24 protein-coding genes, 1 tRNA gene and 1 pseudogene are annotated in these 25,497 nt (G+C 60.6%); 16 read left to right on the plus strand and 10 right to left on the minus strand.

What is annotated here, in order from left to right; all coding sequences use genetic code 11:
* Nucleotides 1-153: 153 nt before the first annotated feature.
* Nucleotides 154-1,884, plus strand: a complete 1,731-nt coding sequence (locus NATGR_RS12160) for a transposase (protein WP_005579636.1) — start codon at nucleotides 154-156, stop codon at nucleotides 1,882-1,884.
* A 650-nt stretch (nucleotides 1,885-2,534) separates the two neighbouring features.
* Here NATGR_RS12160 and NATGR_RS12165 read toward each other — a convergent pair.
* Together NATGR_RS12165 and NATGR_RS12170 are read right to left on the minus strand one after the other, a co-directional pair.
* Entirely contained in the window at nucleotides 2,535-3,284 is a 750-nt protein-coding gene (locus tag NATGR_RS12165; RefSeq protein WP_005579638.1) for a bacteriorhodopsin, read from the minus strand.
* Between the two features lie 556 nt (nucleotides 3,285-3,840).
* Nucleotides 3,841-4,566 carry a bacteriorhodopsin gene (locus tag NATGR_RS12170; protein ID WP_015233632.1) on the minus strand — a complete coding sequence of 242 codons (726 nt, stop codon included), beginning with the start codon at nucleotides 4,564-4,566 and terminating at the stop codon, nucleotides 3,841-3,843.
* Nucleotides 4,567-4,986: 420 nt separating this feature from the next.
* On the opposite strand from NATGR_RS12170, the gene NATGR_RS12175 reads away from it, so the two are divergent.
* The 4 genes from NATGR_RS12175 (at nucleotide 4,987) to NATGR_RS12190 (ending at nucleotide 8,928) form a co-directional block, all read left to right on the plus strand.
* The gene (locus tag NATGR_RS12175) at nucleotides 4,987-5,832 is read left to right on the plus strand and encodes a lipoate--protein ligase family protein (protein ID WP_005579642.1); all 846 of its coding nucleotides are present in this window, start codon (nucleotides 4,987-4,989) and stop codon (nucleotides 5,830-5,832) included.
* Between the two features lie 561 nt (nucleotides 5,833-6,393).
* Nucleotides 6,394-7,266 carry a deoxyribonuclease IV gene (locus tag NATGR_RS12180; RefSeq protein WP_005579643.1) on the plus strand — a complete coding sequence of 291 codons (873 nt, stop codon included), beginning with the start codon at nucleotides 6,394-6,396 and terminating at the stop codon, nucleotides 7,264-7,266.
* 444 nt (nucleotides 7,267-7,710) lie between these two features.
* On the plus strand, nucleotides 7,711-8,082 hold the full coding sequence (locus tag NATGR_RS12185; protein ID WP_015233633.1) for a hypothetical protein: 372 nt from the start codon (nucleotides 7,711-7,713) through the stop codon (nucleotides 8,080-8,082).
* Between the two features lie 51 nt (nucleotides 8,083-8,133).
* Nucleotides 8,134-8,928: a class I SAM-dependent methyltransferase gene (locus NATGR_RS12190; protein ID WP_005579645.1), complete on the plus strand. Its 795-nt coding sequence runs from the start codon at nucleotides 8,134-8,136 to the stop codon at nucleotides 8,926-8,928.
* Between the two features lie 182 nt (nucleotides 8,929-9,110).
* On the opposite strand, the gene NATGR_RS12195 is transcribed toward NATGR_RS12190, so the two are convergent.
* Entirely contained in the window at nucleotides 9,111-9,350 is a 240-nt protein-coding gene (locus NATGR_RS12195; RefSeq protein ID WP_005579646.1) for a hypothetical protein, read from the minus strand.
* 58 nt (nucleotides 9,351-9,408) lie between these two features.
* Between NATGR_RS12195 and NATGR_RS12200 the strand changes: the two genes are divergently transcribed.
* The gene (locus NATGR_RS12200; protein ID WP_155897279.1) at nucleotides 9,409-9,582 is read left to right on the plus strand and encodes a hypothetical protein; all 174 of its coding nucleotides are present in this window, start codon (nucleotides 9,409-9,411) and stop codon (nucleotides 9,580-9,582) included.
* Between the two features lie 12 nt (nucleotides 9,583-9,594).
* On the opposite strand, the gene NATGR_RS12205 is transcribed toward NATGR_RS12200, so the two are convergent.
* Both NATGR_RS12205 and NATGR_RS12210 read right to left on the minus strand, forming a co-directional pair.
* Nucleotides 9,595-10,272 (minus strand): DUF7095 family protein, encoded by a 678-nt coding sequence (locus NATGR_RS12205; protein ID WP_005579647.1) that lies wholly within the window; start codon nucleotides 10,270-10,272, stop codon nucleotides 9,595-9,597.
* Nucleotides 10,273-10,311: 39 nt separating this feature from the next.
* Nucleotides 10,312-10,770, minus strand: coding sequence for a DUF4442 domain-containing protein (locus tag NATGR_RS12210; RefSeq protein ID WP_005579648.1), 459 nt, complete (start codon nucleotides 10,768-10,770; stop codon nucleotides 10,312-10,314).
* Nucleotides 10,771-10,895: 125 nt separating this feature from the next.
* Between NATGR_RS12210 and NATGR_RS12215 the strand changes: the two genes are divergently transcribed.
* Together NATGR_RS12215 and ncsA are read left to right on the plus strand one after the other, a co-directional pair.
* Nucleotides 10,896-11,618, plus strand: a complete 723-nt coding sequence (locus tag NATGR_RS12215) for an alpha/beta hydrolase (protein WP_005579649.1) — start codon at nucleotides 10,896-10,898, stop codon at nucleotides 11,616-11,618.
* Nucleotides 11,619-11,723: 105 nt separating this feature from the next.
* Nucleotides 11,724-12,686: a tRNA 2-thiolation protein NcsA gene (gene ncsA, locus NATGR_RS12220; protein ID WP_005579650.1), complete on the plus strand. Its 963-nt coding sequence runs from the start codon at nucleotides 11,724-11,726 to the stop codon at nucleotides 12,684-12,686.
* 194 nt (nucleotides 12,687-12,880) lie between these two features.
* On the opposite strand, the gene ftsZ is transcribed toward ncsA, so the two are convergent.
* The 3 genes from ftsZ to NATGR_RS12235 all read right to left on the minus strand — a co-directional run bounded on the left by ftsZ (nucleotide 12,881) and on the right by NATGR_RS12235 (nucleotide 15,094).
* The gene (gene ftsZ / locus NATGR_RS12225) at nucleotides 12,881-14,104 is read right to left on the minus strand and encodes a cell division protein FtsZ (protein WP_005579651.1); all 1,224 of its coding nucleotides are present in this window, start codon (nucleotides 14,102-14,104) and stop codon (nucleotides 12,881-12,883) included.
* Between the two features lie 2 nt (nucleotides 14,105-14,106).
* Nucleotides 14,107-14,289, minus strand: a complete 183-nt coding sequence (locus NATGR_RS12230; RefSeq protein WP_005579652.1) for a ribbon-helix-helix domain-containing protein — start codon at nucleotides 14,287-14,289, stop codon at nucleotides 14,107-14,109.
* A gap of 193 nt (nucleotides 14,290-14,482) precedes the next feature.
* Nucleotides 14,483-15,094: a double zinc ribbon domain-containing protein gene (locus tag NATGR_RS12235; protein ID WP_005579654.1), complete on the minus strand. Its 612-nt coding sequence runs from the start codon at nucleotides 15,092-15,094 to the stop codon at nucleotides 14,483-14,485.
* Between the two features lie 129 nt (nucleotides 15,095-15,223).
* Here NATGR_RS12235 and NATGR_RS12240 point away from each other — a divergent pair.
* Nucleotides 15,224-15,297 (plus strand) — tRNA-Tyr (locus NATGR_RS12240).
* 570 nt (nucleotides 15,298-15,867) lie between these two features.
* Here NATGR_RS12240 and NATGR_RS12250 read toward each other — a convergent pair.
* Entirely contained in the window at nucleotides 15,868-16,656 is a 789-nt protein-coding gene (locus NATGR_RS12250) for a hypothetical protein (RefSeq protein WP_005579657.1), read from the minus strand.
* 171 nt (nucleotides 16,657-16,827) lie between these two features.
* On the minus strand, nucleotides 16,828-16,959 hold the full coding sequence (locus NATGR_RS20445) for a hypothetical protein (RefSeq protein ID WP_269459369.1): 132 nt from the start codon (nucleotides 16,957-16,959) through the stop codon (nucleotides 16,828-16,830).
* On the opposite strand from NATGR_RS20445, the gene NATGR_RS12255 reads away from it, so the two are divergent.
* The 7 genes and pseudogenes from NATGR_RS12255 to nrfD all read left to right on the plus strand — a co-directional run bounded on the left by NATGR_RS12255 (nucleotide 16,958) and on the right by nrfD (nucleotide 25,476).
* A complete protein-coding gene (locus tag NATGR_RS12255) occupies nucleotides 16,958-17,488 on the plus strand; it encodes a type IV pilin (protein ID WP_005579658.1) in 531 nt (176 codons plus the stop codon). The two genes, NATGR_RS20445 and NATGR_RS12255, sit on opposite strands and share 2 nt — an antisense overlap.
* Before the next feature lie 908 nt (nucleotides 17,489-18,396).
* Nucleotides 18,397-19,260 (plus strand): annotated as a pseudogene (locus NATGR_RS12260) (IS1595 family transposase).
* A 329-nt stretch (nucleotides 19,261-19,589) separates the two neighbouring features.
* A complete protein-coding gene (locus NATGR_RS12265; protein ID WP_005579659.1) occupies nucleotides 19,590-20,207 on the plus strand; it encodes a helix-turn-helix domain-containing protein in 618 nt (205 codons plus the stop codon).
* Nucleotides 20,208-20,608: 401 nt separating this feature from the next.
* Nucleotides 20,609-20,869, plus strand: coding sequence for a 4Fe-4S ferredoxin N-terminal domain-containing protein (locus NATGR_RS12270; protein ID WP_005579660.1), 261 nt, complete (start codon nucleotides 20,609-20,611; stop codon nucleotides 20,867-20,869).
* Entirely contained in the window at nucleotides 20,862-23,333 is a 2,472-nt protein-coding gene (locus NATGR_RS12275) for a molybdopterin-containing oxidoreductase family protein (RefSeq protein ID WP_005579661.1), read from the plus strand. The genes NATGR_RS12270 and NATGR_RS12275 overlap by 8 nt, the downstream gene beginning before the upstream one ends.
* Entirely contained in the window at nucleotides 23,333-24,100 is a 768-nt protein-coding gene (gene dsrO, locus NATGR_RS12280) for a sulfate reduction electron transfer complex DsrMKJOP subunit DsrO (protein WP_015233638.1), read from the plus strand. The genes NATGR_RS12275 and dsrO overlap by 1 nt, the downstream gene beginning before the upstream one ends.
* Nucleotides 24,100-25,476, plus strand: coding sequence for an NrfD/PsrC family molybdoenzyme membrane anchor subunit (nrfD, locus tag NATGR_RS12285; protein ID WP_015233639.1), 1,377 nt, complete (start codon nucleotides 24,100-24,102; stop codon nucleotides 25,474-25,476). Before dsrO ends, nrfD begins: the two co-directional genes overlap by 1 nt.
* The last annotated feature ends 21 nt before the right edge of the window (nucleotides 25,477-25,497 follow it).

Here is a 25,497-nt window from a genome sequence, read left to right on the forward strand (position 1 = left end):
AGAGCAGACAACCGACACTAATGCACAATCAGATTTTCGCTCTATCCTATACTGATATTTACTCCTTCTCAGCAGACATTTCTACGCACTATCACTCCAGTATCTGGTCGAATACAGCCCAAGAATAGAGCAGTTCGTCTATGAGGTGGCTCAATGTCGACTGATCCGTCGGCTGTCGCTGAGTCGATCATTGTCCACGCGGAGACGCTCTGTGAGCGTGAAGACCACCTCTGGGATGTCATCCGGAAACTCTCAATACCCGTCGACGAACTGGAGGATGCCCGCGATCAGAACCGCGTAACCTTTGGAACTGACGAAATGTTTCGCACGCTCCTGTTCAAAGGGATTCGAGGCATTTCACAGAACAAAATAGCGCAACGGCTCGGTCGGGAGCCGAGCTTAGTCAAGAGCTTCCACCTCGATATCACCGATCTCTCGAATACGCCCACCCAACAGGAGCTTTCGTACGCGCACGCGAAGTTCAGCGAGAACACTCAGAAAATCCTCAATCGGACGGTTGCTGGCGTCCGGCAGGAGGCTCTCGATAACGGTGTTCTTACAGAAGGTCTCGTCCCCTCAGTCCCAGCCGAAACCGAGGAGGAATCACAAAGCGAGAACGAGTACAAGAAAGAGAAGGCCCAGAAGACGCTAACACTTGCTCGCAAACACGTCATTCCCGAGTTCGACACACACCGAGCGGCCCACAAGAAGTACTCAGACGAGGTGATGCTGGATATGTTTGCGAGTATCTGCGCGAACAACGGCAGTGCCCACTCAGAAGCCGAGTACGGCTGGCTCACCGACGACGACCTCATCTGCGACGACTCGACCTTCCTACGGGCAATCAAGAAGATTGCCACGCCCGAGGATTCGGACGGCCAGCTCACGTTGGAGGACTTCGAGGACGATGATTCGATGCCCGAGATCGACCAGATTCGGGACACGATTATGACGGCGTTCAATGCTGCCACGGAAAACATCATTAACTCGATCCGTGGCGACGACCCCTTCGACTCACGCGAAACCGTCGCAGCGATCGACATCACCCACGAGCAGTTCCACGTCTGGCCGTGGGAAGACAAAGAAGCAGGCATCGCGAAGCCAGACTATCCGAAGATGGTGAGCGGGTACAAGAAAGACGGCGAGTACAAACGTGGGTACAAGTACGCTACCATCACGCTAGTTGGCGACCACGCACCGATCGTTCTTGGTATCGAGCCAGTCAAAGAGGACTCTGCGTGGGAGCCCGACGACTCTCCATCGTACTCGAAAGCCGATTTAGTGAGTCGATTGCTCGATCGAGCAGAGCAGTTCGTTGATCTGGATATGGTGATGTTCGACCGCGGATTCTACGTGAATCGCGTGTACGCAGATGTCCACGAGCGCGGGCTCACGTATCTCTCGCCAGTTCCAACGTACGAGGATGATTTAGAGGCGATCCAGGATATTCAAGAGCATCCAACGGCAAACGAAGCTGTCAAGCACAACGTCCCGTTCGGAATCGACGGTGAGATCCACCACGAGGCTGAGTTTCTCTATGCCCCAAGTACGAGCGACGATGCCGATGGAAAGTATGCAGTATTCGTGACGAACCAGGACCGCGTTGAGCCCGAGGAGATCTCAAGTGTCGTGAACGGATACAGTCGCCGCTGGGATATCGAGAACCAGTACAAGTCAATCAAGGACTTCATGCCGAAGACGTCGTCGACGGACTACCGCCTTCGCCTGTGTAACTTCGCGCTGTCGACGCTGATCTATAACCTGTGGCGGCTCACAGATTATCTAATCAAGGTCGCGCTTGACGAGCCGATCCGGTCACCGCCAGTGATCACGGCGAAGACGTTCGTTCGAGCGTTGGGCGACTTCCTGCGTGAGTTCGGGTAACGCTTTTTTCACTCCGAGTTCACCGATTCGGTAGCGGCTGCGCTGTCGGTTTTCTCGGATTTTCGCGACAACCGTCATATTGTTAATGATTCGTAGTTGCTAATTCGATCTCGTCCGATTTTCACACCGAATTTGGAGTCACCAGCTCGTGAATTTCCTAGTTTCATTTGTAGGTTTATAAGCACGCGAAGAATGTGGTGCTCGGAGTTGGTCGACAGGGCCTTTGGCTACCCGGACTGGGATTGCCGGTCGGGTTCGACGAGCGTGCTCCTGGGGCGAGGACCCGGCGAGCACATCTCGAGTCCGGTAAGTTCGCCCTCGAGCAGGGTCAGAGGGAGACAGTGGCGACCGCTTCTTTTAGGGCAGTCGTTTTTCTTCCGGATGTCGGGAAGAGTTCGCGGCGGTCGTCTGCGCGGTCGACCTCGTATTGGATCGACCCGGACGGCGACGGCAGGGATGTGCCTCGAGGACGTCGGGTGGCCGGCGGATCGACGTGCTGACCGAGCGCGGGAACGAGGCGCTACCAGGGTGGAGACGCCGAATCGGAGAAGTTGCTGTTTGGTTCTCAGATGACTGCCGTGTGTCGATGCAGTCCGACCGTGACCAGCCGACGGTCGGTCAGGTCGAACTGGACAGCCGAGCGGCTCGATTCACTCCGTCGATCCAACGTCGGTAGTGGACGGTGCCGGTTGCTCGGCCGGTCGGCTGACGATCGACAGCGGTGAAGGGGCGTGCTCGCTCTCGAGTGCGTCGGCGTACCGAAGAACGAGCCCGCCGAAGCCGAGGAGCCAGACGAGATCGAGGTAGGTCGTAACCGTTTGCCCGACGAACGCGCTCGTGAGACCGAGCTGTTGCTCCGAGACTGTGCCGAGCGTGAGCATGACGACGAAAACCAGCAGAATCAGGAACTTGAGCTTGGCATACAGCAGCGCTCGCTGTCCGCCGACGCGGGTCGCGTTGCGGGAGAACGGCCCGAGCAAGACGTATCCCATCCCCACCAGAGACCCGACGGCAACGAGCGAGACGGCCACGGCGGCAACTCCAGTGACGAACCAGCTCGCGAAGGCTGCCCACAGTGCGCCGAGAACGGTGGCGACGAGCGCGAACAAGGACTGCCGATCGGCGTCGACGATCGCTCCGAGAACGAGGCAGACGGCGGACCAACCGACAGTGTACCCCAGGAAGCGCGTCACCGATTCGGTACGCCCTGCCAAATCGACTGTCAACACCCCGGTGGACATGAGGGCGTACGCGACGCTCATCGACCCACACGCGATCACGACCGCGTATCCGTGAGAGCGAGCGCCCACAGGAACTCGGAACGCCCACAGCAGGAACGCGACCGTCATCGCGCCGAGCAATCCACTCGAGACCGCAAAGAGTGTGCCGTGTTCGATCATCGTCGCTGTCTTTCCTCCGAGTCGGATTGCACGTGTTTCGGCCGATACGACTGCCGTCTCCGCTGGACGTGGAACGATTGTGGTTTCATTGTCTTTCGTTCCCGTATGAGGTTTGTATACACCGCATCACGAAATTCACGTGTCAGATACAATAAAGACTGTTGCCGATTTCTTCGAAGACTGTGCAGATCCGAGTTTGAAGGAGCGAAACAATTGCCTTCTCTCTTCAGAGTCTGAAATTTATATGGGGCGCACTACTCTGCAGTGGCGTTTTGTTAGAATTAGGGAATGTAATGTGCTCCGTGCGGGCTGTTGTGTTCGAGCATTCAACCTCAACTGCACGGACGATTCGTTCCGGATACTGTCTTTCTCCTGTATACGTTCGGTCTCGAGCGGGTGTCGTCTACGATCCGTGACTGATACTGCCGGACAGACCGACGTGACGATCGGTCGCTCTGTTGGGGCCGTCACCGGTGGAGGCGGCCGCGAATCCGCGACCGACTTCGTATTGACTTTTGTCCGACAGTATGAACACGAGAATCGAGAAAGTAGTCGATCAGTCGGGCTGTCCGTGAGTACCGCCGCGTGTGACTTTCGAAAACGGTGACGGAACCTCTTCTGCCTCGAGTGTGTCGGCGTACTGGAGCACGAGTGCTCCAAAGCCGGCGAGCCAGATCAGGTCGACATACGTTGCGACAGTTTGGCCGACGAAAGCCCCAGTCAGACCGAGATTCTGTTCGGAGACGGCGCCAGTCAGGATCAGGCCCGTGAAGACAAGTAGGATCAGCCGCTTTACCTTCGTATACAGCAGGGCTCGCTCTCCAGACACAGTCTCGGCGACGCTCGAGAGTGGCCCCACCAGAAGATAGACCATCCCGCCCAGCGAAACGAGAAGAACGAGGGAAGCGACTGCCGCGATTGTCCCGTCGAAAACCCAACTGGCGAGTGTCGCCCAGGGCGCGGCGAGGACGGGTCCGATGAGCGCGAGCGTCGTCCGGCGGTCGGCATCGACGATCGCGCCGAGAACGAAACAGACGACCGACCAGCTGACGGTGTACCCGAGGAATCGAACGACAGACTCCGTCCGTCCAGTCGTCTCGACTGTCAGCAAGCCAGCGGCCATGAGCGCGTAGGAGATGCTCATCGATCCACAGGCGACTAACACCGCGTATCCGTACGGTCGAGCACCAGTCGGCACTCGTAGCGTCCACAGTGCGAACGCAACCGTCATGCCCGCGAGCAATGCACTCGTGGCCGCAAACAGGGTTCCGTGCTCGATCACTGCCAACCACCTGCCCGAGTTGTCGGGTTCGACGCCAGGCCCGCCAGTCGAGACGACGGTGTCGACCGGCGCGTGGTCGACGCTCTCTGTCCGTGAGCCAGCGGTAGTGATCGGAAACGATACTGTCGATCTCGAGCGATAGCGGTTATGACGTTCGAACTCATCTGTTGGTCGTCACGATCGCAGACACCAGTGGTGCGTCGCTGGTGTGGCGCGATCGCGTCTCGTCAGATACGTCGGCGGTATGAACATATAGGTGTTGTTGCAGATGGTGTCGCTATCCGAACTCCCGTCAGTCCGTGACGGCGGAACCGCAAACAGAGTGCAGTTGCGTAGATAAGGCATTACAGTCGGATCGTTTCACGGACTCGGCCGACGACCATCGGAATCGATTTGCACGTCGCTTGCGTGACTCGTCCCATGACCGAAACCGAACTCGCCGACCGAGAGTGGCGACTGCTCCGGGACGAACCCCGGGATGGAGCCACCCAGATGGCACTCGAAGAGGTTGCCGCCGAGCGCGCGCTCGAGCACGACCTGCGGACGGTCCGGGTCTACTCCTGGGAACCGAGTACGCTCTCGCTGGGCTATCGGCAAGACGCTGCGTCGGTCGACTGGGAGTATTGTGAGCGCGAGGGAATCGATGTCACTCGCCGACAAACCGGTGGTGGCGGGATCTACCACGACCGCTACGCAGACATTTCGTACACGATCGTCGCACCGGCAGACGAAGTGCCTGGTGATCTGATGGACTGTTATGCGCTGTTTTGCGAGCCGGTCCTCGAAGCGTTCGATCAGATGGGTGTCGACGCGGACTTCGCAGCGGCCGAACAGGCGTCGATCTACCACCCCTCGTGTTACTTGCGGGATATCAATCCAGCCCACGACGTCGTTGTGCCGGCAGGCGAGGCCGACGCGCAGAAAATTAGCGGCAACGCCCAGTACCGCCAGCGCGATGTCGTCATCCAGCACGGGTCGATCAGCTACGACCTGGAACCCGACCATCACGTCGGCGTCTTCGACGCCGGCCTCGAGCCCAGAACCGTCACGGATCGTGTGACGAGCATCCGCGAGCAGGTCGGGATCGACCGCGAGGAGGCGGTCGAGACGCTCGCCGACGCGTTATGCGACTGGTGTGACGCCGCGGCGGGAGGATGGCACGAAGACGAACTCGAGCGGGCGGCCGATCTCGCGGACCGGAAGTACGGATCGGGCGCGTGGGTTCGCAAGCGAGAGACGCTCGAGGGCGACGACGCACGGACGTGAGGGGCACAGAGCAACTCGTTCCCGGTACGGCTGGCAGTCTCGATCTCTCGGTGCAACCTTTCGGGTCGCGGCTGCGGCGGCACTGATAGACAGGAAACCGCCTCAGAGCGTCGGCTCACGGAGGTCGATCTGTTCGGGTTCGAGCGGTTTCGCTGCGAGCGTCAGGTCGCTCTCTTTCTGTTTACCCTCTCGGACCACCTCGAGGGTGATATCGTCGACGACGCGCTCGAAGTACGGCCGATTCCTGCCGTTTCTGTCTCGTTCTCGTAGACGGTGCCAGCCGCGCTCGTGACTCCGCTGCTGGGTCGGCTCATACCCATCCCTGCCACTCCTTCGAGAACAGTACGCCTGGTGAGAAGAGTCGCTTTCGGATTGATCATCCGTCTCGTCACTCCGTGGTGGAATACGGCACGTAGCGTCTTATATACGCGGGAATTGCGTAATCTCGCGGGACATCTGTCGAGCCGACCGGTTCGGAGACGGCTCGTTCTCGGCATCGTCGGGTCGGTGGCGTCCGACGGCTTCGAAGTACCTTTCATCGCTCGGTACTGAGACGAAGCCATGAACGTCGGTGCCCACGTATCTATCTCTGGATCGCGCGTCTCTTCCGACGACGAAACACCTCCGTACGACGACATTCGTAACGCCGTTCACCGCCAGCGGTCCTTCGGCGGTAACTGCGGACAGATCTTCACTACCTCGCCACAGGTCTGGGCCCAGCCCGAGATCAGCAACGAGGCTGCCGGCGGGTTCCGAGAGGAGAGCGACGAGTTACTCGAGGGGCCGTGGGTGATTCACTCTTCGTATCTGGTCAATCTCTGTACACCGAAAGAGGATCTCCGCCGGAAGTCCAAAGCGAGCATGCAAGCGGAACTCGACGCAGCAGAGAAACTGGGCGTTCCCTACGTGAACGTCCACCTCGGAGCCCACACCGGCGCGGGCGTCGAAGGCGGCCTGGACAACGCCGCGGGCGTCATCGACGACCTCGACGTGCCAGCGGATGTCCAGATCCTCATCGAGTCCGACGCTGGCAGTGGAACCAAACTCGGTGGCGAGTTCGAACACCTCGCGGGAATCATCGATCGAACGGAAACCGACATCGGCATCTGTATCGACACTGCCCACACGCTCGTCGCGGGCAACGACCTCACCACGCCCGAAGCGGTCGACGAGACTGTCGGGCGGTTCGACGACGTCGTCGGCCTCGAGTACCTCGAGTACATCCACCTCAACGACTCGAAACACGATGTCGGCACCCACAAGGACGAACACGCCCACATCGGCGAGGGCTACATCGGCGAGGACGGCATACAGGCAATCGTCACCCATCCCGATCTGCGAGACCTGCCTTTCGCGCTCGAGACGCCGACCGAGGACGGGCGCGGGTTCGCCTGGAACATCGAGAAGGTAAAGGAGTTGCGAGATTCGAAGTGAGCGAAGCGAGCGAGAATCTCGATATACTGAGCAGGGAGGAACGACCCGCGAACTGCAAGATTCGAGTTGAGTGCAGTCCGGAGCGAACGAAGTGAGCGAGAACTGCGGTATTGCGAACGGCGAGCGCCGCGAGCCGTGAGTGACCGGCTACGTCTCTTGTCGGGAAGCCGACAATTCGGAACGTATATGTATCAGACGATCGAAACGACGGCGGATGAACGAGACTCTGTTTCGCCACCTCGTCTTGCTGGTGCTCGGGTACATCCTCGCGTTCCAGTTCGTGATCGTGGTCGACTTGCTCGACCTCGAGGGGGGTACTCGGTGCCGTCGTCCTCGGGACGGCACTGGCACTCGTCGCGGTCGCGGTTGCGGACTGATGTCTTCGGTCCGAGACTCCGTTCGGTTCGGAACCGCTAACTTTCTCGACTCACGAGTGGAAGTCAGATGGCGTCTACTACGACCGATACGCCTGTGCTCGGCATCGCCCTCGGAGCAGTCCTCGTCGCCGTCGGAGTCGGCTCGTACGTGCTCTCGGACTTTGCGAGTGTCACGGCGCTCATCCCGGCCATCTTCGGCGTCGTCATCGTCGGCTTCGGCCTTGTAGCTGTGAAAACCCCACGGGAGAAACTCGCCGTTCTCAGCATCGGTGTCCTCTCGTTGTTGGGTGTGCTCGGCTCCCTGCGTGGCGTCCCCGACGTGATCGCGCTCCTGACCGGCGGCCCCGTGGACTCGACTGTCGCTGCCGTCGCACAGGGCTCGATGATCCTGATCGGAATCGTTCTGTTCGTCGCTGCCGGACGCGACATCCTCGGTTGAGTACGCGACCGAATCGACTCGCTTTTACTCGAGAGCGCCCAACGACGGCGCGTGCGCGAATTCTCCGAAGACTACTTGCAGCGAACTCGCCGGGGGATGTGGGACGACTCCCGCGAGGCGCTTGCACCCCTTCGACTCGAGTCCCGTGAGCGCATCCTCGACGTTGGCTGTGGCACCGGCGAACTGAGCCGTGTGCTCGCGACCGAATCCGGGGCCGAAGTCGTCGGTTGTGACGCCGACTCTCGGTTGCTCGAGGCCGCCGGAGAGCACGTTCCCGTCGTCTCCGGCGACGCCTGCCAGTTGCCGTTTCCCGACGACACGTTCGATCTGGTGATCTGCCAGGCGCTGTTGATCAACCTGCCCGAACCGACAGCCGCGATCACGGAGTTCGCGCGGGTCTCCTCGAACCTCGTCGCGGCGGTCGAACCCAACAACGCTGCCGTCTCGATCGACTCGAGCGTCGCGACAGAGGGCGACCTCGAGCGTCGAGCACGCCAGGCTTATCTCGACGGCGTCGAGACGGACATCGCGCTCGGTGCCGACGCCCGCGAGACGTTCGAGACCGCAGGGCTCGAGGAACTCGATACTCGCCAGTACGACCACGTTCGGACGGTCGAACCGCCCTACAACGAGGGGGCGGTCGTCGCGGCGCGGCGGAAAGCAACGGGTGCAGGGCTGGCGGACGACCGGGAAACGATGCTCTCCGGCGAACTGACCGAACGCGAGTACGACGAACTCCGCAGCGAGTGGCGGCGGATGGGACGGACCGTCGTCGAACAGATGGAAGCCCGCGAGTACGAACGTGAGGAAACGGTTCCGTTTTTCGTCACGGTAGGGCGAGTCTAGTACCGTTTCGTACGGTTTTCCGTCCGTCGTTGTTGGCACACCCGTCATCCGAAGCGATTGCACCGGGAGATCGGTACAGCGATCCGTATCACACACCGACCATTGTGTCGAACCGGCCAACACGACCAGGTTCGACTTATAGAGTCGGGTCAGAAGCCACCGAGCGTCGTCTTCGCTTCGGGCTACCCGTCGCCGCTCTCGTCTCTGTGATGCCCGTCGTCACGTTCTGTCGAACCGTGACCGACCAGTGACACGGCGATCCCGAGTAGCCCGACAGTGACGACGACAACCCCCGTCACGAGGTCGAGGTAACCGACGAGAGCGAGCACAGACCCCGTCATCACGAGCGCGACGTTTGCGAGCAGCGCGACTCGAGGGGACCGAAACTCCTCGAGGGCGGCTCCGATCGAAGCCGAAACCATACGGAACGAACCGACGCCGGAACCAAAGTGCTTCGTATCCGCCACTCTCGCGGTGACCGTGCCGACGCACCTGCCACGCTCTCGAGACGTCAACGGCCGCGTATTTTTACTGCTCTCTATCGAGTCGGTCGTCATCGAGCGGGTCGCCGGATTCGCAGTTGCGACCGTCGTGGCCGCCGTTCTCGCGTCGATGGTGGTCTTGTTCGCGGTGAGCCTCCGCTGGTTCGAGTGACGCGACGTCTGCTCAGACCACGTCTCCGCGAACCGTCACGCCCTCCTGGTCCTCTCGCCAGGCGTGGAGTTCTTGGGCGGCCTCGGTCGCCTCGTCGTCGTCCATGCCGAGCATCTCGAGAGCGTCGGAGAGCGTGGGGAGGGCGAGTTCACTCTCGCGGAGTTTGCGAAACGCCTCGTCGCTGCGGACGCCGTCGGCCCACAGACAGACGCCGCGCGGATCGAGCAGTTGCGTGTACTCGTCCCGTAGTTGTGCGCCCCGCAGTCGCTGGGTGACGTTGTCCTCGAAGGAGGCGTTACAGACCTCGAGGTGGACCGGATCGGAGTCGTCCTCGCCCAACAGGTGGGCCGCGAGACACTTTTCGGGAGCGGCGTGGCCGGCGGCGTTCGCGCGGAGATACTTGGAATACTCCGCCGCCCAGTCGGCCCTGACGGACTTGCCGACGCCCTCGATGCCGTGTGACTCGCGGAACCCCACGTCGGGGTCGTCGTCCGCCCCGCCGGCGCTGTCGTCGCGGACCAGTACGTCCTTCGTCAGGTAGACGTCCAGTCGTTCGACGGGGTCGAGTCCGAGCGCGACGTCACCGAAGGCCCACACCTCCCGAACCGGCACCGGCATTCGTTCGTCCTCGACTGTGTCGACGACCGCTTCGAGCCGGTCGACCGCGTCCGCGCGGTCAAATCCACTCATTGACGGAGATGCGGGCTCGAGGCGCAAAACGGTTTCTCGTTACTCGGTCGTGACGTAGACCGTCTTTCGAACGGTCGCGTGGACGGTCCCCTCGTCGTCGACGAGTTCGACGGTGTAGTGGCGGTCGATCGCGTCGGTGTCCTCGTCGGCGAGTTCGGCTTTCACGGCGTCGATCTCCTCGTCGGAAAGCGTAAACGTCGCGTACAGCGTGTCACGGCCCGGTTTCTCGAACCGAATCTCGGCTTCCTTGTCCCAGACGACGTAGTCGTCGCCGAGCGTCTTCAACAGCATCATCATGTAGAAGGGGTCGACGGCGGCGTACATGCTGCCGCCGAAGGTCGTCCCGACGTAGTTCCGTGTCCGCCAGGAGTGGGGGAGTTTGACCCGGATCTCCTGCCAGTCTGGGGCGATGTAGGTCACTCGACCGCCGGTCCCCCGGTAGGCGGGAAAGAAATTGAACCCGAGCCGGTAGAGCCGGGAACGGAACGCGTCGAACATGACTCGAATCGACCGCCGGGGCTCAAAACCGTTGGCAAACGGCAGGTCCGTGGTCGAGCGTTGGGCGACCGTGGACGTCCTGTCAAGAGAGCAGATTTTTACCGGTTCCCGTGGAAGCTCCGCATATGCGACACCGCGTCTTCAACGAGGACGGCGACGACGAGCTCGTCTTCGTCATGGGCTGGGGTAACCGCTGGACTCACGAGAACGTCAGCTGGCTCATCGGGAAACTGACCGACGCCGGCTATCGGGTCCACGCGTTCGAACTCCCGACGAACGTCGAGGACTTCAAAGCCGACTGGCTCGAGCCGATCGCCGAGTACGTCCTCGACCTGGAGGGGTACCAGCTACTGGCTCACAGTGCGGGTGCGCTGGTCGCACAGGCGCTCGACGGCGCGGACAACCACGTCTACCTGAGCCCGTGGTGGGGGTACGGACACGACTACCCCGACCTCGCGCTCGAGGCGGCTGCAAAGATTCCGACGGCGTTTCCGTTTCTTCCTGCCGGAGAGATGGATCGCTCGGTGCTCGGCGAGCGAGCGACCGACCACCAGATCGCGACGACACCCCACTGGGTCTCCCCGGCGTTCGTCCGCGAGACGCGACACGCCCAGGCGGAACTGCTGACCATCGACCACGACGCCGTCGTCTTCTGCTCGCTCCGAGATCCGGTCGTCGACCACACGGCGATCGGTCGGCGCGTCCCCGCCAAACACGTCGTCCTCTACGACGGCGGTCACGAACTGTTCTCCTCACGGCTGCGGGACCGATACGTCGACGTTGTGCTCGAGGCGCTCGAGGACGGCGCTCGAGCGGTCGAGAAGCGAACGGTCGCACCAATCCAGTGACCGGGATTCGAACCGCCACCGAGACGAAAGCGCCGCAGGTGACGCTGCAGTTTTCGAGTCGTGCAGACGAAACCGTGATGAGCACTCGTCGACAACGCCTTTCTGATGGATTGTAACCGGTGTGGCGAGGAGGCGGTCATGCACGCCGCCTACTCGGGGCAACACCTCTGTGCCGACCACTTCCGCGAGTCGGTCGAGAAGCGAGTGCGTCGCCGGATACGGCGAGACGACCTCGTCCCGCAGGACGCAACGCCCGAGAACCCCGAGACGTGGGTGATCGGCCTCTCTGGCGGCAAGGACAGCGTCGTCCTCACCAAGATCCTCCACGACACGTTCGCCGAAGACCCCCGCATCGAACTCGTCGGACTGACGATCCACGAGGGGATCGACGGCTACCGCGACAAGTCCGTCGACGCCTGTGTCGCACTGACCGAACGTCTGAGTATCCACCACGAGGTCGTCGGCTACGAAGAGGAGTTCGGCATCCGGATGGACGACGTCGTCGAGGACGACCCCGAGAACATGGCCGCCTGTGCCTACTGTGGCGTCTTCCGCAGAGACGTCCTCTCGCGGTACGCAGACGACCTCGAGGCCGACCTCCTGCTGACGGGCCACAACCTGGACGACGAGGCCCAGACTGCACTCATGAACTTCCTCGAGGGCGATGTCGAACAGATCGCGAAACACTTCGACGCGAGCCTCGGCCCGCTCTCGGAACGAGAGGAACAAGACGAGTTCGTCCCGCGCGCGAAGCCGCTACGGGACGTCCCCGAGAAGGAAGTTGCCCTCTACGCTCACGTCGAAGACCTGCCAGCACACATCACCGAGTGCCCCCACGCCAGCGAGGCCTACCGCGGCGAGATCCAGCAGTTACTCTACGAACTCGAGGAGAATCATCCAGGAACCCGTCACTCGATCATCGCGGGGTACGAAGAACTCGCCAGCATCGCCACCGAAGAGTACAGCGGCGACGACGGAGTCGACCTTCAGGAGTGTACCCAGTGCGGATCGACGACGACGCGAGAGATCTGTCGGAAATGTTCGTTGCTCGAGTCACTGGCCGAATAATCGTCGCCGGCGTGTACGACACGTCATACGCAGACGGCATCGGGTCGTACGCTGTCAGACGGCTCGTCCGTATACGGCCGTAAACGACCGTTGAGCTCGGCCAGGAAGAGAACGCGTGTGCGAGCAACACAATCGCTACTGCGTCACGACCGGTTCGGCCGAACAGTACGAGTTTCGAAGGCGAACCGACGTCGCTACCGGATCACGTCGACGCCATTTTGTCGTTCGACCTCGTTTCGTCCCCCGTCACTCTGGGCACCGTAGTCCGTGTTCGAACGAGTACGCGATCGAGAACCCGAAGACGACTGTACGTTCTCGACGTGGTTGCTCGCGTCGAAGTCTCCGTCGTCGACTCCTTCGATACTCGCACGCGACCTGTCGGCCTGTTTCTGGGTCGTCGGACCGAGCACCTGCGCGCTCTGGACGCCAGTCATGATCGCCATCACGCGAACCTTGCCCTTGTAGTCCTCCTGGATACGAGCGCCCCAGATGACGTTCGCGGAGGCCTCGAGGCGTTCGGTGATGTTGTCGGCGATCCCTTCGGCCTCTTTCAGCGTGAGGTCGGGGCCGCCGGTGATGTGGACCAGACCACCCGACGCGCCGCGGTAGTCGACGTCGAGCAGCGGGTGGTTCATCGCGTCCTTGACGACCTCGTCAGTCTTGTTCTTGTCCTGGGTCTCTCCGACGAGCATCACGGCGACGCCGCCCTGATTCATGATCGTGGACATGTCCGCGTAGTCCAGGTTGATCAGCGAGGGCTGTGTAATCGTCTCCGAGATACCCTTGACCGTCTCGGCGATGATCTGGTCCATGACCGAAAAGGCCTTGCCGATCGGGAGGTTCGGGACGTAGTCCAGCAGCCGGTTGTTGTCGAGGACGATGATCGAGTCGGCCTGTTCTCGCAGTCGCTCGAGGCCTTCTTCGGCTTTGACCGTCCGCGCACGCTCGACGTTGAACGGCGTCGAAACCATGCCGACGACGATCGCGCCCTGCTCTTTGGCGATCTCCGAGACCACGGGAGCGGCACCCGTCCCGGTGCCACCACCCATCCCCGCAGTGACGAACACGAGGTCTGCATCCCCGAGAACCTCTTTGATAGTCCCCTGGGCCATCTCGGTGGCGCGTTCGCCCATCGATGGATCGCCGCCCGCGCCGAGACCGCTGGTGAGTGATTTGCCGATCAGAATCTTCGTATCGGCTTCGATCATCTTCAGGTGCTGTTTGTCCGTGTTGATCGCGACGGTGTCAGCACCTTCGACGCCGATATTGTACAGTCGGTTGACCGTGTTGTTACCCGCGCCACCACAGCCGACGATGACGATACGTGGATCACCGAACTCGTCGCTGTCGAGTTCGACGTCCATCTTCTGGGCTTCCTCTTCCGCGTTGTCGAGTGCGTCCTGAACGATATCTTGCATCGTTACACCTTTGCCCAGTTACGTTCGCGGGGCTGTTGCTCCGGCTGCTCGTCGTACTCCTCGTTGATCATCTCTCGCACGGCCGATCGGATCGCTTCGCTACGGTTTGGAAACTTCCCCGAATCGACTAGTTGTTCGACCTCTTCGATTTGCTGTTTCGGAATTCGCAGTGTCACACGCTCCATGGTTGTATTCCCCGATTGGGTAAGACGGCGCGCGCCCCTGTCTGACGCACGTGTCTTACACCGGAGCAGCCCGACGTCGGGCGATTTTCGCTATTTCGCTCCGTTGTAAGACGACCGTCTTACGCGATTGTACCGATCGCTATCCAGTATAATAAAAGTTCCGCCGATCTTCAATCTCCGTGTCTTACGATTATCAGTCTCGTTGAACGTCGGGCTCGAGCACGTCCGCAGACGGCGTCCGACGACCACAGCTCGGGCAGAACGCCCAGTCCGATCGCAACTCGTCGCCACAGTCACAGAACAGCCGCCGAGACGCTTTCTCTCCGCAGTTAGGACAGTAGACGTGGTCGTCGGCGACGTGTTCACCACACTGTCCGCAGGTCGTCCCTTCGGGCTGGCCCCGCCGTGCCCGGTCTTCTCCACGGCGTTCACGGTCAGCGTTCGTCTCCCGCGTGCGCTCGGAAACGGAATCCGGGGTATCGGTCCGGAGAGACTCCCCCTCGAGAGAGATGGAGACAGTTACATCCTGTGGCTGTTCCGCTCTCACGGCCCCACGAGAGCGCGGGCCGTCATCCGCCGGCGCGTGGCCGCGACGCCGCTCCTCGCGGAGCCGCTTTTCGATGAGTTCGTCCACGCGCTCGCGAACGACGTCGTCGACGGCCGTCGACGATCCTCCCATCTTCCGTTCCGGCCGCTCGTCGATGTAGGCCCGAAGCGCCTGCCGCATCGCCTCGCTCTTCGAGAGCTCGAGCGACTCGAGCGCTTCGACGAGGTCGTCGTCGGCACGGAACGTGATCTTGCTCATGAGCCAGTATATTCTCACGTACTCTTTCGCTCCATATCAATCCTTCTGCCTTTCACCGTCGATTACATGCCGGCGTCGGCTTCGAATGATAACCCTTATGTTTCCCTCGGCGGCTACGTACGAGTGCAACCGCCCTTAGCTCAGACTGGTAGAGCAGTCGACTGTAGATCGACTTGCCCCCCGTTCAAATCGGGGAGGGCGGACTCGAATTCTCGCCAAAGTGTAGTCGAATCAGAGAGTGATGTTTCCAGCCTCGATAGCGTCTCTACTCGAGGGCGTGGACCTGAAAACGCCCCAGGCTGTCGCGGGGCGAGGACAATGCGTGACGAGTTCGTCTCTCGAGTCGGTCGGCCTCGAGAGCGGGGTGTTGATCGGCCAGCCAGCCTACCGGGCAGACGAGGGTTCCAGAAAATTCTCGCGGATTGTGAGGGTCTGGCCGACGGTGGTCTGTCCCCCGTAGCGATCGGTCATCGCTCACTGTGGTGTCGATGACTCAGACGGATTGTTGTAACTATTTACCGCCAATCGCCAGAACGGGATCGACGATCGGCGGTAATTGAATACAACAAACCGTATCAGACGGTTTACTGTCAGTCAGTTCCGGCGTGACCGCGCGCTCCTGCGGTCGCGCCGGTCCATCGGGACACCACTCGGTATCAGAGAACGACGAGTTCGTACTGCCAGGGAGACTGTAGCGGTCGCTGTCCGATGCCATCGGTGGGTTCGATCACGATCGACTCTGGGGCCACAAGGACCTCACGCCGAGTGTATCGTTAATTCACGGCGTCTAAACGACGTGAGGCAGCCGCCGTGATGATGATATGGCGCTCCCGGAGGGCCACCCCGCCGTCGGCTACGTCGTCGAGAAGCGCAGCCAGACCGGCGAGATACTCTCGATTTCGTTGTTCCTGAATGCAGAGTGTATCCTTCCCCCGATATTCGACCGCGCGGTGCTCGAGGTACACATCGACGAACTGCTTGCGAACGTCCGCCGGTGCGTCCTCAAGGTAGCTCGGCAGCGAGAGAGGCTGTGCTGCCTTCGGTCCCGTCGGAGCGCCCAGCACAGTCAGCACACGACCTAAAACAGTTCCATCGTCAGTGGGACGGACTTCGTCGGCACGCCCGTCGCGGTCCTCGATGATCTCGTACTCGACGTCGGTCAACTCGAGTGCATCGACGACGCGATTATCTTGGTCGTCGAGTGGGAACGATGGCTGGTAGTGATCGGCCGTGATCGAGCCGCCGGAGAAGACGCTGGCGACGAGGGTGTTTAGCGGGTCGAATGCGGGACTATCGTAGGTGCACTCGAGCCAGCCGTAGTTGCGAGCGGTTTCGATTGCGCGGACGGGGTTGGGTTTCGAGTCGTCGAGCCACGGCCGGATACGGCTTCGCGGGAGCTCGAGCGCCGTCGACACGGCACCCGAGCCTTTCCGGGGGTGGTCACTCGCATACTGGGTGACGCGGCGGTAGTCCTCGACGGCTTCGTAGGCGTCAGTGTAGGAGCGGCTGTGGTAGGTGCGTGCAAGCGCACGTTCGGATGCTAGCCCTCGGTCGGACGGCATGATAGAAGGTCACGGTGTTCGATAGAAAAACATGTTGGTAGAATATACTTTCACTACTACCAAGGTTTGTCGCGCCGTTCTGCAGGTACGTGATCGGGAGCAAGAAGATACAAGCAGTTACAGCGTTGATTCAAGCAATCACTCTAAGAGTTGATTATATATGTGGACAGTTCAAACGACTGACCGCATCATCACGGCAGCAAGAAGGGTGATCGGAACGATGTGGTGGTTCCGTCCGACCAGCGCGTACGCTCTGTCGCTGGAAGACGCCTTCGAACTGTCCATCGGTGCGTGAATCTCCATGTTCGAACTCGAGTACACATTTGGAAGCGGCGAATCGTCAAACGAACGCGCTGTCTCACCAGTTATAGGCGTAATACTGATGGTTGCGATTACTGTGATTCTCGCCGCGGTGATCGCGACCTTCGTTCTCGGAATTGGCGACGATATGCAGCAAGACCCACAGGCTGGTGTCAACATTGACGACGCTAGTGAAGAGGAAGTGATGGTTTCAGTAACTTCCCTTGGGAATGCTGACGGAGTTGCGCTAGTGGACGCAACCGATGGAGAGGTGCTGTTTGATAACAAAGATTTTGACGGTCAGGTCGATGCGTTTACAGTCACACCCGATGAAGCGACATTAGAGGCCACCGGGACTGAGGTGACTGTTGAGCTAGACGCTGACAGTGATGGGGAACGTGTCAGCGTAAATGTCGTTGCATACCTTGGAGATGGAATTGATGCAGATGACGACGAACCTCCGCTAAGTGAGCAGGCAGAAGCTTCCGCAACAATCGGTAGCTTTGAGGTCTTAGACCCAGACGAAGACTAAGCCTCATACTGACTCTCTCCTAATTTTTGACTATCTCATTCGATCTGTGAGTCGTACACAACTTATTGGAATGAGGTATCACCATAGCCCCAACGATCAGTGTACCGCTATCGCTTTCTCGTCGGCAACCACTCGAGCAGAGTTCTGAGCGTCGGTGTCCTGTTCGAGTTCACGAATCTCGCCGTCGGAGCAGGCCATATCGACGGTTCATCGAAGACTTCTTCGTGTCTTCCTCGCACGCTTCACGAACCAGCCGTTCGGCTCGACTTTCAGCCCGCTCGAGCGTGCATACCGTTCGTTTTCGTGACGTCGATGCGGTTGCGTTCGGAGTCAGTCAGTGGTTTTTGGCCGTAGCCTTCCGTATCGGTCCGGGAGTCGGCTGGTTTTCGGAGGCGAGCGTTTGGGGTGACACACTGGCGTCTGCTGCCAGGACGATCGTCTGTCGGTGCGGGTTCGTCGTCTTCGGGCCGCTAGCTTGACGTACCGTCTCGTGACAGGTCGACTGCTTTACTGTGGCTCCGTTGTCGGAGGTTGGACAAAACGAGCGTCGTCGCTGACACTGGGAAACAACCTCGGCCGCTGGCAACCCACGTTTGTCAGCAGGCGTTCGACTCGCGGTGTCGGAGCGTTGCCGCTGCCTCGAGAGTCGAGCGACCCTGGGAAGAGGTAGCCGTCGGGCAACGCGCCACCTGCCAGGGTCGTCCTCGGGTTGGGACCGGAGACAAATAAGCGGTGGCTGAATATAGCAAACGGGTTGGCGTTCGCCTCGCTACCGCTGTAACGGCGGTGTGTTTTCCTCTTAAAGCCTTTCGGTATTCGTCTTTCGCTCTTGTGAAGTAGATTGTTGCTACCGAGAGCTGCAGCTGACAGTCAAAGAGGACAAGGACACCGCGGCAGCGGTGCCCGATATGTTCCCAATGCACCGCTTTGTGTCTGAATCGGACGCTGCGGACCTGTTGGAGCAGGTTCGCTGGCGAAACGGTGTTGAACCTCCCCGCTGCCGTTCTGACCGCACGGTCAGAAATGGCAGCTATCGAGTCTATCAACGGTCTCTGTGTCTGAATTGCGGTCGTTCGCTCAATGACAAGACTGGTACAATCTTCGCCCATTCCAGTTGAAGCTCAAAGAGTGGGACTTCATGATTTACACGTTCTTACGGTTTAACACAAACATTTGCCACCTTGAGGCTGAACTTGGTCTCTCGTACCGGGCACTGAAAGAGTGCGTCGAGCAGTTCGCCAGAACGCTCGACGCGCCCTCAATCACACTCTCAGGTCCGGTCGAAATCGACGAACTGTATCTCTCCGCAGGACTCAAAGCCGCGCTCGCGTGGCCTCGCCGCGCGTGAGCGCGGCTCGTACGCAGGCGGCAAACCGCCAGTATTCACACTCATTGATCGTGGCGCGGACAACCGCTACGTGGTCCCTACGAAATCCGCCGACGAATCGACTGTGCGACTCCTGCTCGACAACCACGAGCAGGAGTCGCTAACCGTCTATGCCGACGGATTTCGAGCATACGAGCCACTCGATGACGACGACATCTTCAACCGCGAATACGTCGTCCACAGCGACGGTGAATACGCTGACGAAGACGCTCACATCAACACCTGCGAGAGCCACGGGTCGCTGCTGCGACCGTGGCTCTTGCCTCATCGAGGAATTTCAAAAGACAAACTGACGCCGTATCTCAGAGCCTTTCAACTCCGCAGAGCTCTCTACAGAAAACCGGGTGACGAACCACTCAAACAAGCCATCGATGTTGTGCTCTGAAATCAACAGTGTACTTCCGAAGAGCGATTGTGCTTGGCCTGCAGAGTACCAACTAGTACTGTCCCAAGTGTGGACCGACTAGTTAAGAGTTGGCTCAAACCGATCACGATTCTCGGTCAGAAGTGCAGCGCACTAGTCAGAGTAGACTTGGGACGCTACTAGTGGCGGGCCAAGCCTGAACTGATGGGTCGAATCTGGCGGTGTGGCTCGATTCGACCCGTCAGTCGACGGTTGGGACGGTACTAGTTCCACCGGTACGGTAGGCAGATCAATTCTCAGGGCGCAGGAATTCGGCACGTACTCATAACGGTCGTGTGCTGAGTCCATCTATGAGCGTCAGGAAAGAGGATCGATCTACCAAGGAAAGCGACGGGCAGCGAAAACTCCGTGCCGAGATCGGGATCACCACTGGAGATTGCCGCTGCCCGTTAGAAAAAATCGACAGCAGTTCTCTCATCTCACACAAGATCCTGAACGACACGTGCCACATACTCGTATCGGAGGAGCCGGGCGAATCGTGCCCGAAACAGGTCGAGACGCAGTTGTCCTCTCACTGTCTCTGCACTGCGTTTATCGATCACAACTGCGTTCCGATTCCGGAAACAGCCCACGACGACTACGTCGTCATCTCGACGTATCTCTCCGATCGGAGCGTGTTGAAGAGCGTCATCAGCGACCTGCGAGAGATCGCAGACGACGTCTCACTGAAACGACTCTCGACTCCCGGTGACAGCGCGACGAGTGATCTCAGATCGGTCGACCTGTCGCTGTTGACCCGCTGTGAACAGCACACTCTGACCGTCGCGATCGAATCCGGCTACTACTGCTCCCCCCGAAAGATCAGTTTCGACGAACTGTCCTCAGAACTCGAGGTTTCCAAGTCGACACTCTCACAGCGACTCAGTGCCGCGGAATCGAAACTGCTGCTGGATCTGCTTGAGCACTAGTACCGTCCCAACCGTCGACTGACGGGTCGAATCGAGCCACACCGACAGATTCGACCCATCAGTGTAGGCTTGGCCCGCCACTAGTACCATCCCAAGCGTGGACCGACTAGTTGAGAGTTGGCCCAAACCGATCACGATTCTCGATCAGAAGTCGAGTGCACTAGTCAGAGTAAACTTGGGACGCTACTAGTACCGTCCCAGGCGTCGATTGATGTGTCGCATCTGATCGTGTGGGTCGGTTCGACGTAGTAATCGCGGTGGAACGATACGACGCTTCCAACGACCGCCAGCTCGTCGCTTCCGTGCTGGCTCTCGAGCGCTCGGCCCCTTTATAAAAGGCTGAACTGTTCGCCGACGGGTGGAGGGGTGAATCGGTCGTAGAAGTAACTGGAGGGGGACTAATGGACGACGAATCCGATGAGGAGTCGACCGGTGAGGACGTCGACGGGATCGATCCCGCAATATGGGAAGAAACCGCCGACGAGATACTTGATTCAGGGCCTTACGATGCGGAACTCGGGAAGCGGATGAGTCGAGACGCCGTTCGAGTGACTCTCGGACACCTGTCCGAAGAGGAGTTTTACGAAAAGTACCACGACGACGTGATCGCCGAATTCGGCATCGACGAACGACCAATAGAGGAAGACGATACACATGAGTAACAACGACGAAAACGGCTTGAGCAGGCGTTCCGTGCTGTTATCCGCCGGCGCAACAGCCGGTGTGCTGGGGTACGGTGGAACGAACGTCCTCCGCTCGCTCGGAGAGGGCGAGGAGGTCCACGACGTCGAGCGGTTCCTCGACGAGAACACGGTGGTAAGTGGCTACTGTTCCCCGAACTGTCGGGGCCACTGTCCACTCGACATTCACGTCAGAGACGGCCAGATCAGGAAAGTCGAACCGCAGGTCCCCGAACGGGAGGAGTTCAGGCGCGCGTGTACGCTCGGACAGAGCCACGTCCACCGAACCTACAATCCGAATCGGCTGAAGTACCCGATGGTCCGCAGTGACTGGTCGCCGGACGATCCGAACCCAGAGGGACGCGGACCCGACGCGGAGTTCGAGCAGGTCACGTGGGACGAGGCGCTCGATTACGTCGCCGACGGGATGGAGCGCGTCCGCGACGAGTACGCGCCGGAGAGCGTCTACTTCGAACTCGGGTCCGGCGGGAGCGGTATCAACGGAACAATCTTCTCACGGCTCGCCAACCTGTTTGGCGGGACGATGAAGTCGTGGTCGATCGACATCAACGTCGGACTCGGGTTCCGCCGGATCACGGGCGACGGCTACTTCAACACGCCCACGAACATGCGGACCGACATCAAAAACGCCAACACGATCATCATCTGGGGCGGGAACGTGTTCCGGAGTCGGCTCAACCCCGACGCCCGGTTCCTCCTCGATGCGATCGAAAACGGCGCGAAAGTCGTCGCCATCGACCCCGTCTACAACCAGACGACGGCGAAAGCCGATCTCTGGCTCCCGATCGAGCCGGGCAAAGACATCCACCTCGCGATGGCGATGATCCATGCCGTCCTCGAGGAAGGTCTCGAGGATCGGGAGTTCCTGCGCGAGCGGACCCTTGCCCCAGCGCTCGTCCGCTCCGACACTGACGAACTCCTCAAGACTGGCGATGTCTTCGAGGACGGCGACGACGAGACGCCGGTCGCGATCGACGAGGAGACCGGCGAACCGGTCGCCCTCGAGCCCGAGACCCACGGCGAGTACGCGCTCTTCGGCGAGTACGAGGTCGACGGCTACGACGTGACGACCGGCCTCACCGAGATCGAGGCTGCCGTCGCCGACTACTCGCCCGAAGCCGTCGAGGAGACGGTTGGCGTCGACGCAGGGAACGTTCGACAGACCGTCCGCTGGCTCACGTCGCGTGGCCCGGGCGGTGTGATGACCGGACTGGGCGTCGACCGCTACGTCTACGGCCACATCTTCGGTCAGGCGTACGCGATCCTGCTCGCACTGACTGGCGATTACGGTCGAAGCGGTTCGATCACCGGCGGACGGTTCGCTGGCTCCGGGTTCGCCAGCGATTACGGTACGGTCGAGGGGAGCCCGGGTGCGCGCAGCCTTCAGCAGAAAGGCATCCTGTCGGCGATGGAAGGTGACGAGGACCCGCCGATCAAGATGATGTACGCTCAGTCGTCGAACTTCGTCGCCAACCAGATGCCGGATCGCCAGCGCTGGCTCGATGCACTCGAGAATCTCGATCTCGTCGCTGTCGCCGACATCCACCACACGCCGAACGTCCAGTACTCCGACATCGCGTTGCCGGCCTCTCACTGGACCGAGCGCGAAGATGTCACTGGCGCAGGCGAACATCCGCACGTGATGTACCGCGAGCCGGCCCACGAACCGCTCTGGGACTCCAGAAGCGACAACTGGATGCTCGCCGGACTCGCCGAGCGACTCGGCTACGGCGAGCACTTCACACGGGAACGAACCGAGCTGCTCCGGGAGATTCTCGACGCCGAGGACCGATTCACCTTCGAAGAACTGCAGGAGAAGGGGACGGTCCACGTCGAAACCGACGAGGTCGTCTTCACCGACGAGTTCAACACGCCGACCGGCCGCCTCGAGATCTACGACGAGGACGCTCCGTCCGAGGGAGACATCTCACTCGAGGTGCCGGTGCCGATGGAGGACCGAACGGCCGACGATCACGAACTCGCGGACGAGTATCCATTGGTGTTCATGCAGGGTCACTCGCGATGGCGTATCCACTCCCAGTGGGCCGAGAATCCGGCCGTCCGAGAGATCAACCCCGAACCGCAACTCGACATCAATCCGAAGGACGCGAAAGAACGGGGCATCGAGGACGGCGACTACGTCCGCGTTCACAACGAACGCGGTGAGATGGTCGTGAAAGCGAAGTACAACGACGGCTACCGGCCAGGGCTCGTGAACACGGATCAGGGCTGGTGGGGCGACGACTTCGTCGCCGGCCACCTCAACGACCTCACGCACACGGAGGTCAGCGACGCGATCGAGAACTTCGCGTTCTACGACACCCGCGTCGAGGTCGAGCCCGCCCCGGAAGTCGACACGAGCAGATACGACGACCCAGAGCCGACGGAGTGGCTCGAGGAACGTCCAGCTGGAGGTGACGACTGATGGTAAACTACGGGATGGTGATCGATCAGGAACGGTGTATCGGCTGTCACGCCTGCGCCGTGGCCTGCAAGGACGAGAACAACGTCTCGATGGGGAACGCCTGGAATCGAATCCTGACCGTCGGCGGCGACGCGATGGACACGCCGGCAGGTAAGTTCCCGGAAGACGGTGGTGACGGGACGCTGTCGATGGACTACCAGCCGACGGCGTGTCAACACTGCCAGAACGCACCCTGCGTGAAGGTGTGCCCGGTCAACGCCACCTACAAGCGCGACGACGGCATCGTCGAGATCGACTACGACAAGTGTATTGGCTGTCGCTACTGTATGAGCGCCTGTCCGTACAACGCTCGCGTGTTCAACTACGACGAACCCGAGACCGTCCCGCCGGACGGCACGGGCAACGTCGAACAGCGCGAGCAAGGCGTCGTCGAGAAGTGTACCTTCTGTAGCCACCGCCTCGACGAGGGGCTGGACCCGGCCTGTACGATCGCGTGTCCGTCGAGTGCCCGCATCTTCGGCGATCTCGACGATCCGGAGAGCACCGTCTCCCGGTACGTCAACCAGTACGACACAGACCGACTGCTCGAGGAACTCGACACCGATCCGAACACCCACTACGTCAACGGGGAGATGACGCCCGGCAGAAACCACCTGGGTGACGAGATGGAAAGCGAACTCGAGGACCCGCCACGACGCCGCGAGGAAATCACGTACGAGGCGCCCGGTGGCGGAGACGCTGAAGAGGAATCGGGAGGTGACGACTGATGAGTACGAGAGAGGAGAAAGCCGAGGCAGGGGTCGTCGTCCCCGAGTTCGGCACGCGCGGAAAGGCCTGGATTGGTGTGCTCGTGCTGGCGATCGTCGTCGGCCTGGGCGCGTGGGCCTACCAGCTCAGTCAGGGGCTTGCAGTCACCGGGATGGACAACGTCTTCTCCTGGGGGCTGTACATCATGCTGTTTGTCCTCTTCATCGGCCTCTCGGCTGGTGGGTTGATCATCTCGAGTGCGCCGAAGTTTTTCCACTCGGATCGGTACGCGACGCTGGCTCCGTTGGGAGTGTTGTTGAGCCTGGCGTGTATCGCTGTTGCCGGGTTGTTGCTCTTGCCCGATCTGGGTCGGCCGAGCCGAATAACTGGCTTTTTGACGTCGCCAGACTTCCGGTCGCCACTGGTGTGGGACTTCGGGATCGTCGTTCTCTACGGGCTGTTCAGCGCCGGTTATCTCTGGCTGCTGACGCGACGCGACCTCGCGAAGCTGGGGTCGCGGCTGGCGTTTGGCACCGAAGACACGGAAGACGGGCGCGAAAAAGACCGGAAACTGGCGTTCTGGGCTGCCGCGATAGCGATCCCGCTTGCGATCGCGCTGCACTCGGTGACGGGCTGGATCTTTGCGACCCAGATCGGTCGTGGTGACTGGTTCAACCCACTGGTCGCGCCGATGTTCATCATGAAGGCACTGGTGTCGGGACTGGCGCTGTTGCTGGTGACGGCGATCCTGATCGATCGGTTCACCCAGTATCGGCTGCCGAAAGAACTCGTTCCCGAGTTAGGGAAAGTGCTGGGCGTGTTCGTGGCAGTCCACGTCGTCTACTTGGTGGCAGCCGAACGACTGCCTCACGCGTGGGCGGCCGAGTTCGAGTTCTGGGCGATCACGAGCGCGTTCCTGGTGGGCGATACGTTCCACTTCTGGCTGTGGACGGTCGTCGGCGGGGCGATTCCGATCGTCCTGCTGGCGGTTCCGTCGCTGCGGCAGAAACTGTGGGCGGTGTTCACCGCGAGCGTGTTGGCGATCGTCGGCATCCTCTTCGAGGGCGTCTATCTCATCTTCACGGGGTATCAAGACCTGAACATCGCCGACGCACCGGGCGTGGCAAGCGGCACCGACTACGCCGGCATCGGCTCGGACGTCTGGGTCACCGCCGGCAACTACACGCCGACGCTGATCGAACTGCTGGTGACGATCGGAATCGTCGCGATCGGAGCCCTGATCGTCACGCTCGGGCTCCGATTCCTCCCGCTCCAGCCCGGCGGCGGCGAACCAGTTAGCGTCGGTTCGACCGAGCGAGCGACTGCTAATCCAGACGCAACCACCGCCACCGACGGCGGCCACGATGTCCCCGACGAGAAAACCCCACATAAGTAAATCCGTACTCCCCTCGACCGA

The organism is Natronobacterium gregoryi SP2, from assembly GCF_000230715.2.
GTDB classification, from domain to species: Archaea; Halobacteriota; Halobacteria; order Halobacteriales; family Natrialbaceae; genus Natronobacterium; species Natronobacterium gregoryi.

Bases quoted from the DNA above. Each gene is read 5' to 3' on its own strand.
- NATGR_RS12265 (WP_005579659.1), top strand. From the start codon at position 19,590: ATGAGCGTCAGGAAAGAGGATCGATCTACCAAGGAAAGCGACGGGCAG.
- ftsZ (WP_005579651.1), bottom strand. From the start codon at position 14,104: ATGCAAGATATCGTTCAGGACGCACTCGACAACGCGGAAGAGGAAGCC.
- NATGR_RS12205 (WP_005579647.1), bottom strand. From the start codon at position 10,272: ATGAGTGGATTTGACCGCGCGGACGCGGTCGACCGGCTCGAAGCGGTC.
- ncsA (WP_005579650.1), top strand. From the start codon at position 11,724: ATGGATTGTAACCGGTGTGGCGAGGAGGCGGTCATGCACGCCGCCTAC.
- NATGR_RS12180 (WP_005579643.1), top strand. From the start codon at position 6,394: ATGAACGTCGGTGCCCACGTATCTATCTCTGGATCGCGCGTCTCTTCC.
- dsrO (WP_015233638.1), top strand. From the start codon at position 23,333: ATGGTAAACTACGGGATGGTGATCGATCAGGAACGGTGTATCGGCTGT.
- NATGR_RS12275 (WP_005579661.1), top strand. From the start codon at position 20,862: ATGAGTAACAACGACGAAAACGGCTTGAGCAGGCGTTCCGTGCTGTTA.
- nrfD (WP_015233639.1), top strand. From the start codon at position 24,100: ATGAGTACGAGAGAGGAGAAAGCCGAGGCAGGGGTCGTCGTCCCCGAG.
- NATGR_RS12210 (WP_005579648.1), bottom strand. From the start codon at position 10,770: ATGTTCGACGCGTTCCGTTCCCGGCTCTACCGGCTCGGGTTCAATTTC.
- NATGR_RS12175 (WP_005579642.1), top strand. From the start codon at position 4,987: ATGACCGAAACCGAACTCGCCGACCGAGAGTGGCGACTGCTCCGGGAC.
- NATGR_RS20445 (WP_269459369.1), bottom strand. From the start codon at position 16,959: ATGGAGATTCACGCACCGATGGACAGTTCGAAGGCGTCTTCCAGCGAC.
- NATGR_RS12195 (WP_005579646.1), bottom strand. From the start codon at position 9,350: ATGGTTTCGGCTTCGATCGGAGCCGCCCTCGAGGAGTTTCGGTCCCCT.
- NATGR_RS12255 (WP_005579658.1), top strand. From the start codon at position 16,958: ATGTTCGAACTCGAGTACACATTTGGAAGCGGCGAATCGTCAAACGAA.
- NATGR_RS12165 (WP_005579638.1), bottom strand. From the start codon at position 3,284: ATGATCGAACACGGCACACTCTTTGCGGTCTCGAGTGGATTGCTCGGC.
- NATGR_RS12215 (WP_005579649.1), top strand. From the start codon at position 10,896: ATGCGACACCGCGTCTTCAACGAGGACGGCGACGACGAGCTCGTCTTC.
- NATGR_RS12270 (WP_005579660.1), top strand. From the start codon at position 20,609: ATGGACGACGAATCCGATGAGGAGTCGACCGGTGAGGACGTCGACGGG.
- NATGR_RS12230 (WP_005579652.1), bottom strand. From the start codon at position 14,289: ATGGAGCGTGTGACACTGCGAATTCCGAAACAGCAAATCGAAGAGGTC.
- NATGR_RS12185 (WP_015233633.1), top strand. From the start codon at position 7,711: ATGGCGTCTACTACGACCGATACGCCTGTGCTCGGCATCGCCCTCGGA.
- NATGR_RS12160 (WP_005579636.1), top strand. From the start codon at position 154: ATGTCGACTGATCCGTCGGCTGTCGCTGAGTCGATCATTGTCCACGCG.
- NATGR_RS12235 (WP_005579654.1), bottom strand. From the start codon at position 15,094: ATGAGCAAGATCACGTTCCGTGCCGACGACGACCTCGTCGAAGCGCTC.
- NATGR_RS12250 (WP_005579657.1), bottom strand. From the start codon at position 16,656: ATGCCGTCCGACCGAGGGCTAGCATCCGAACGTGCGCTTGCACGCACC.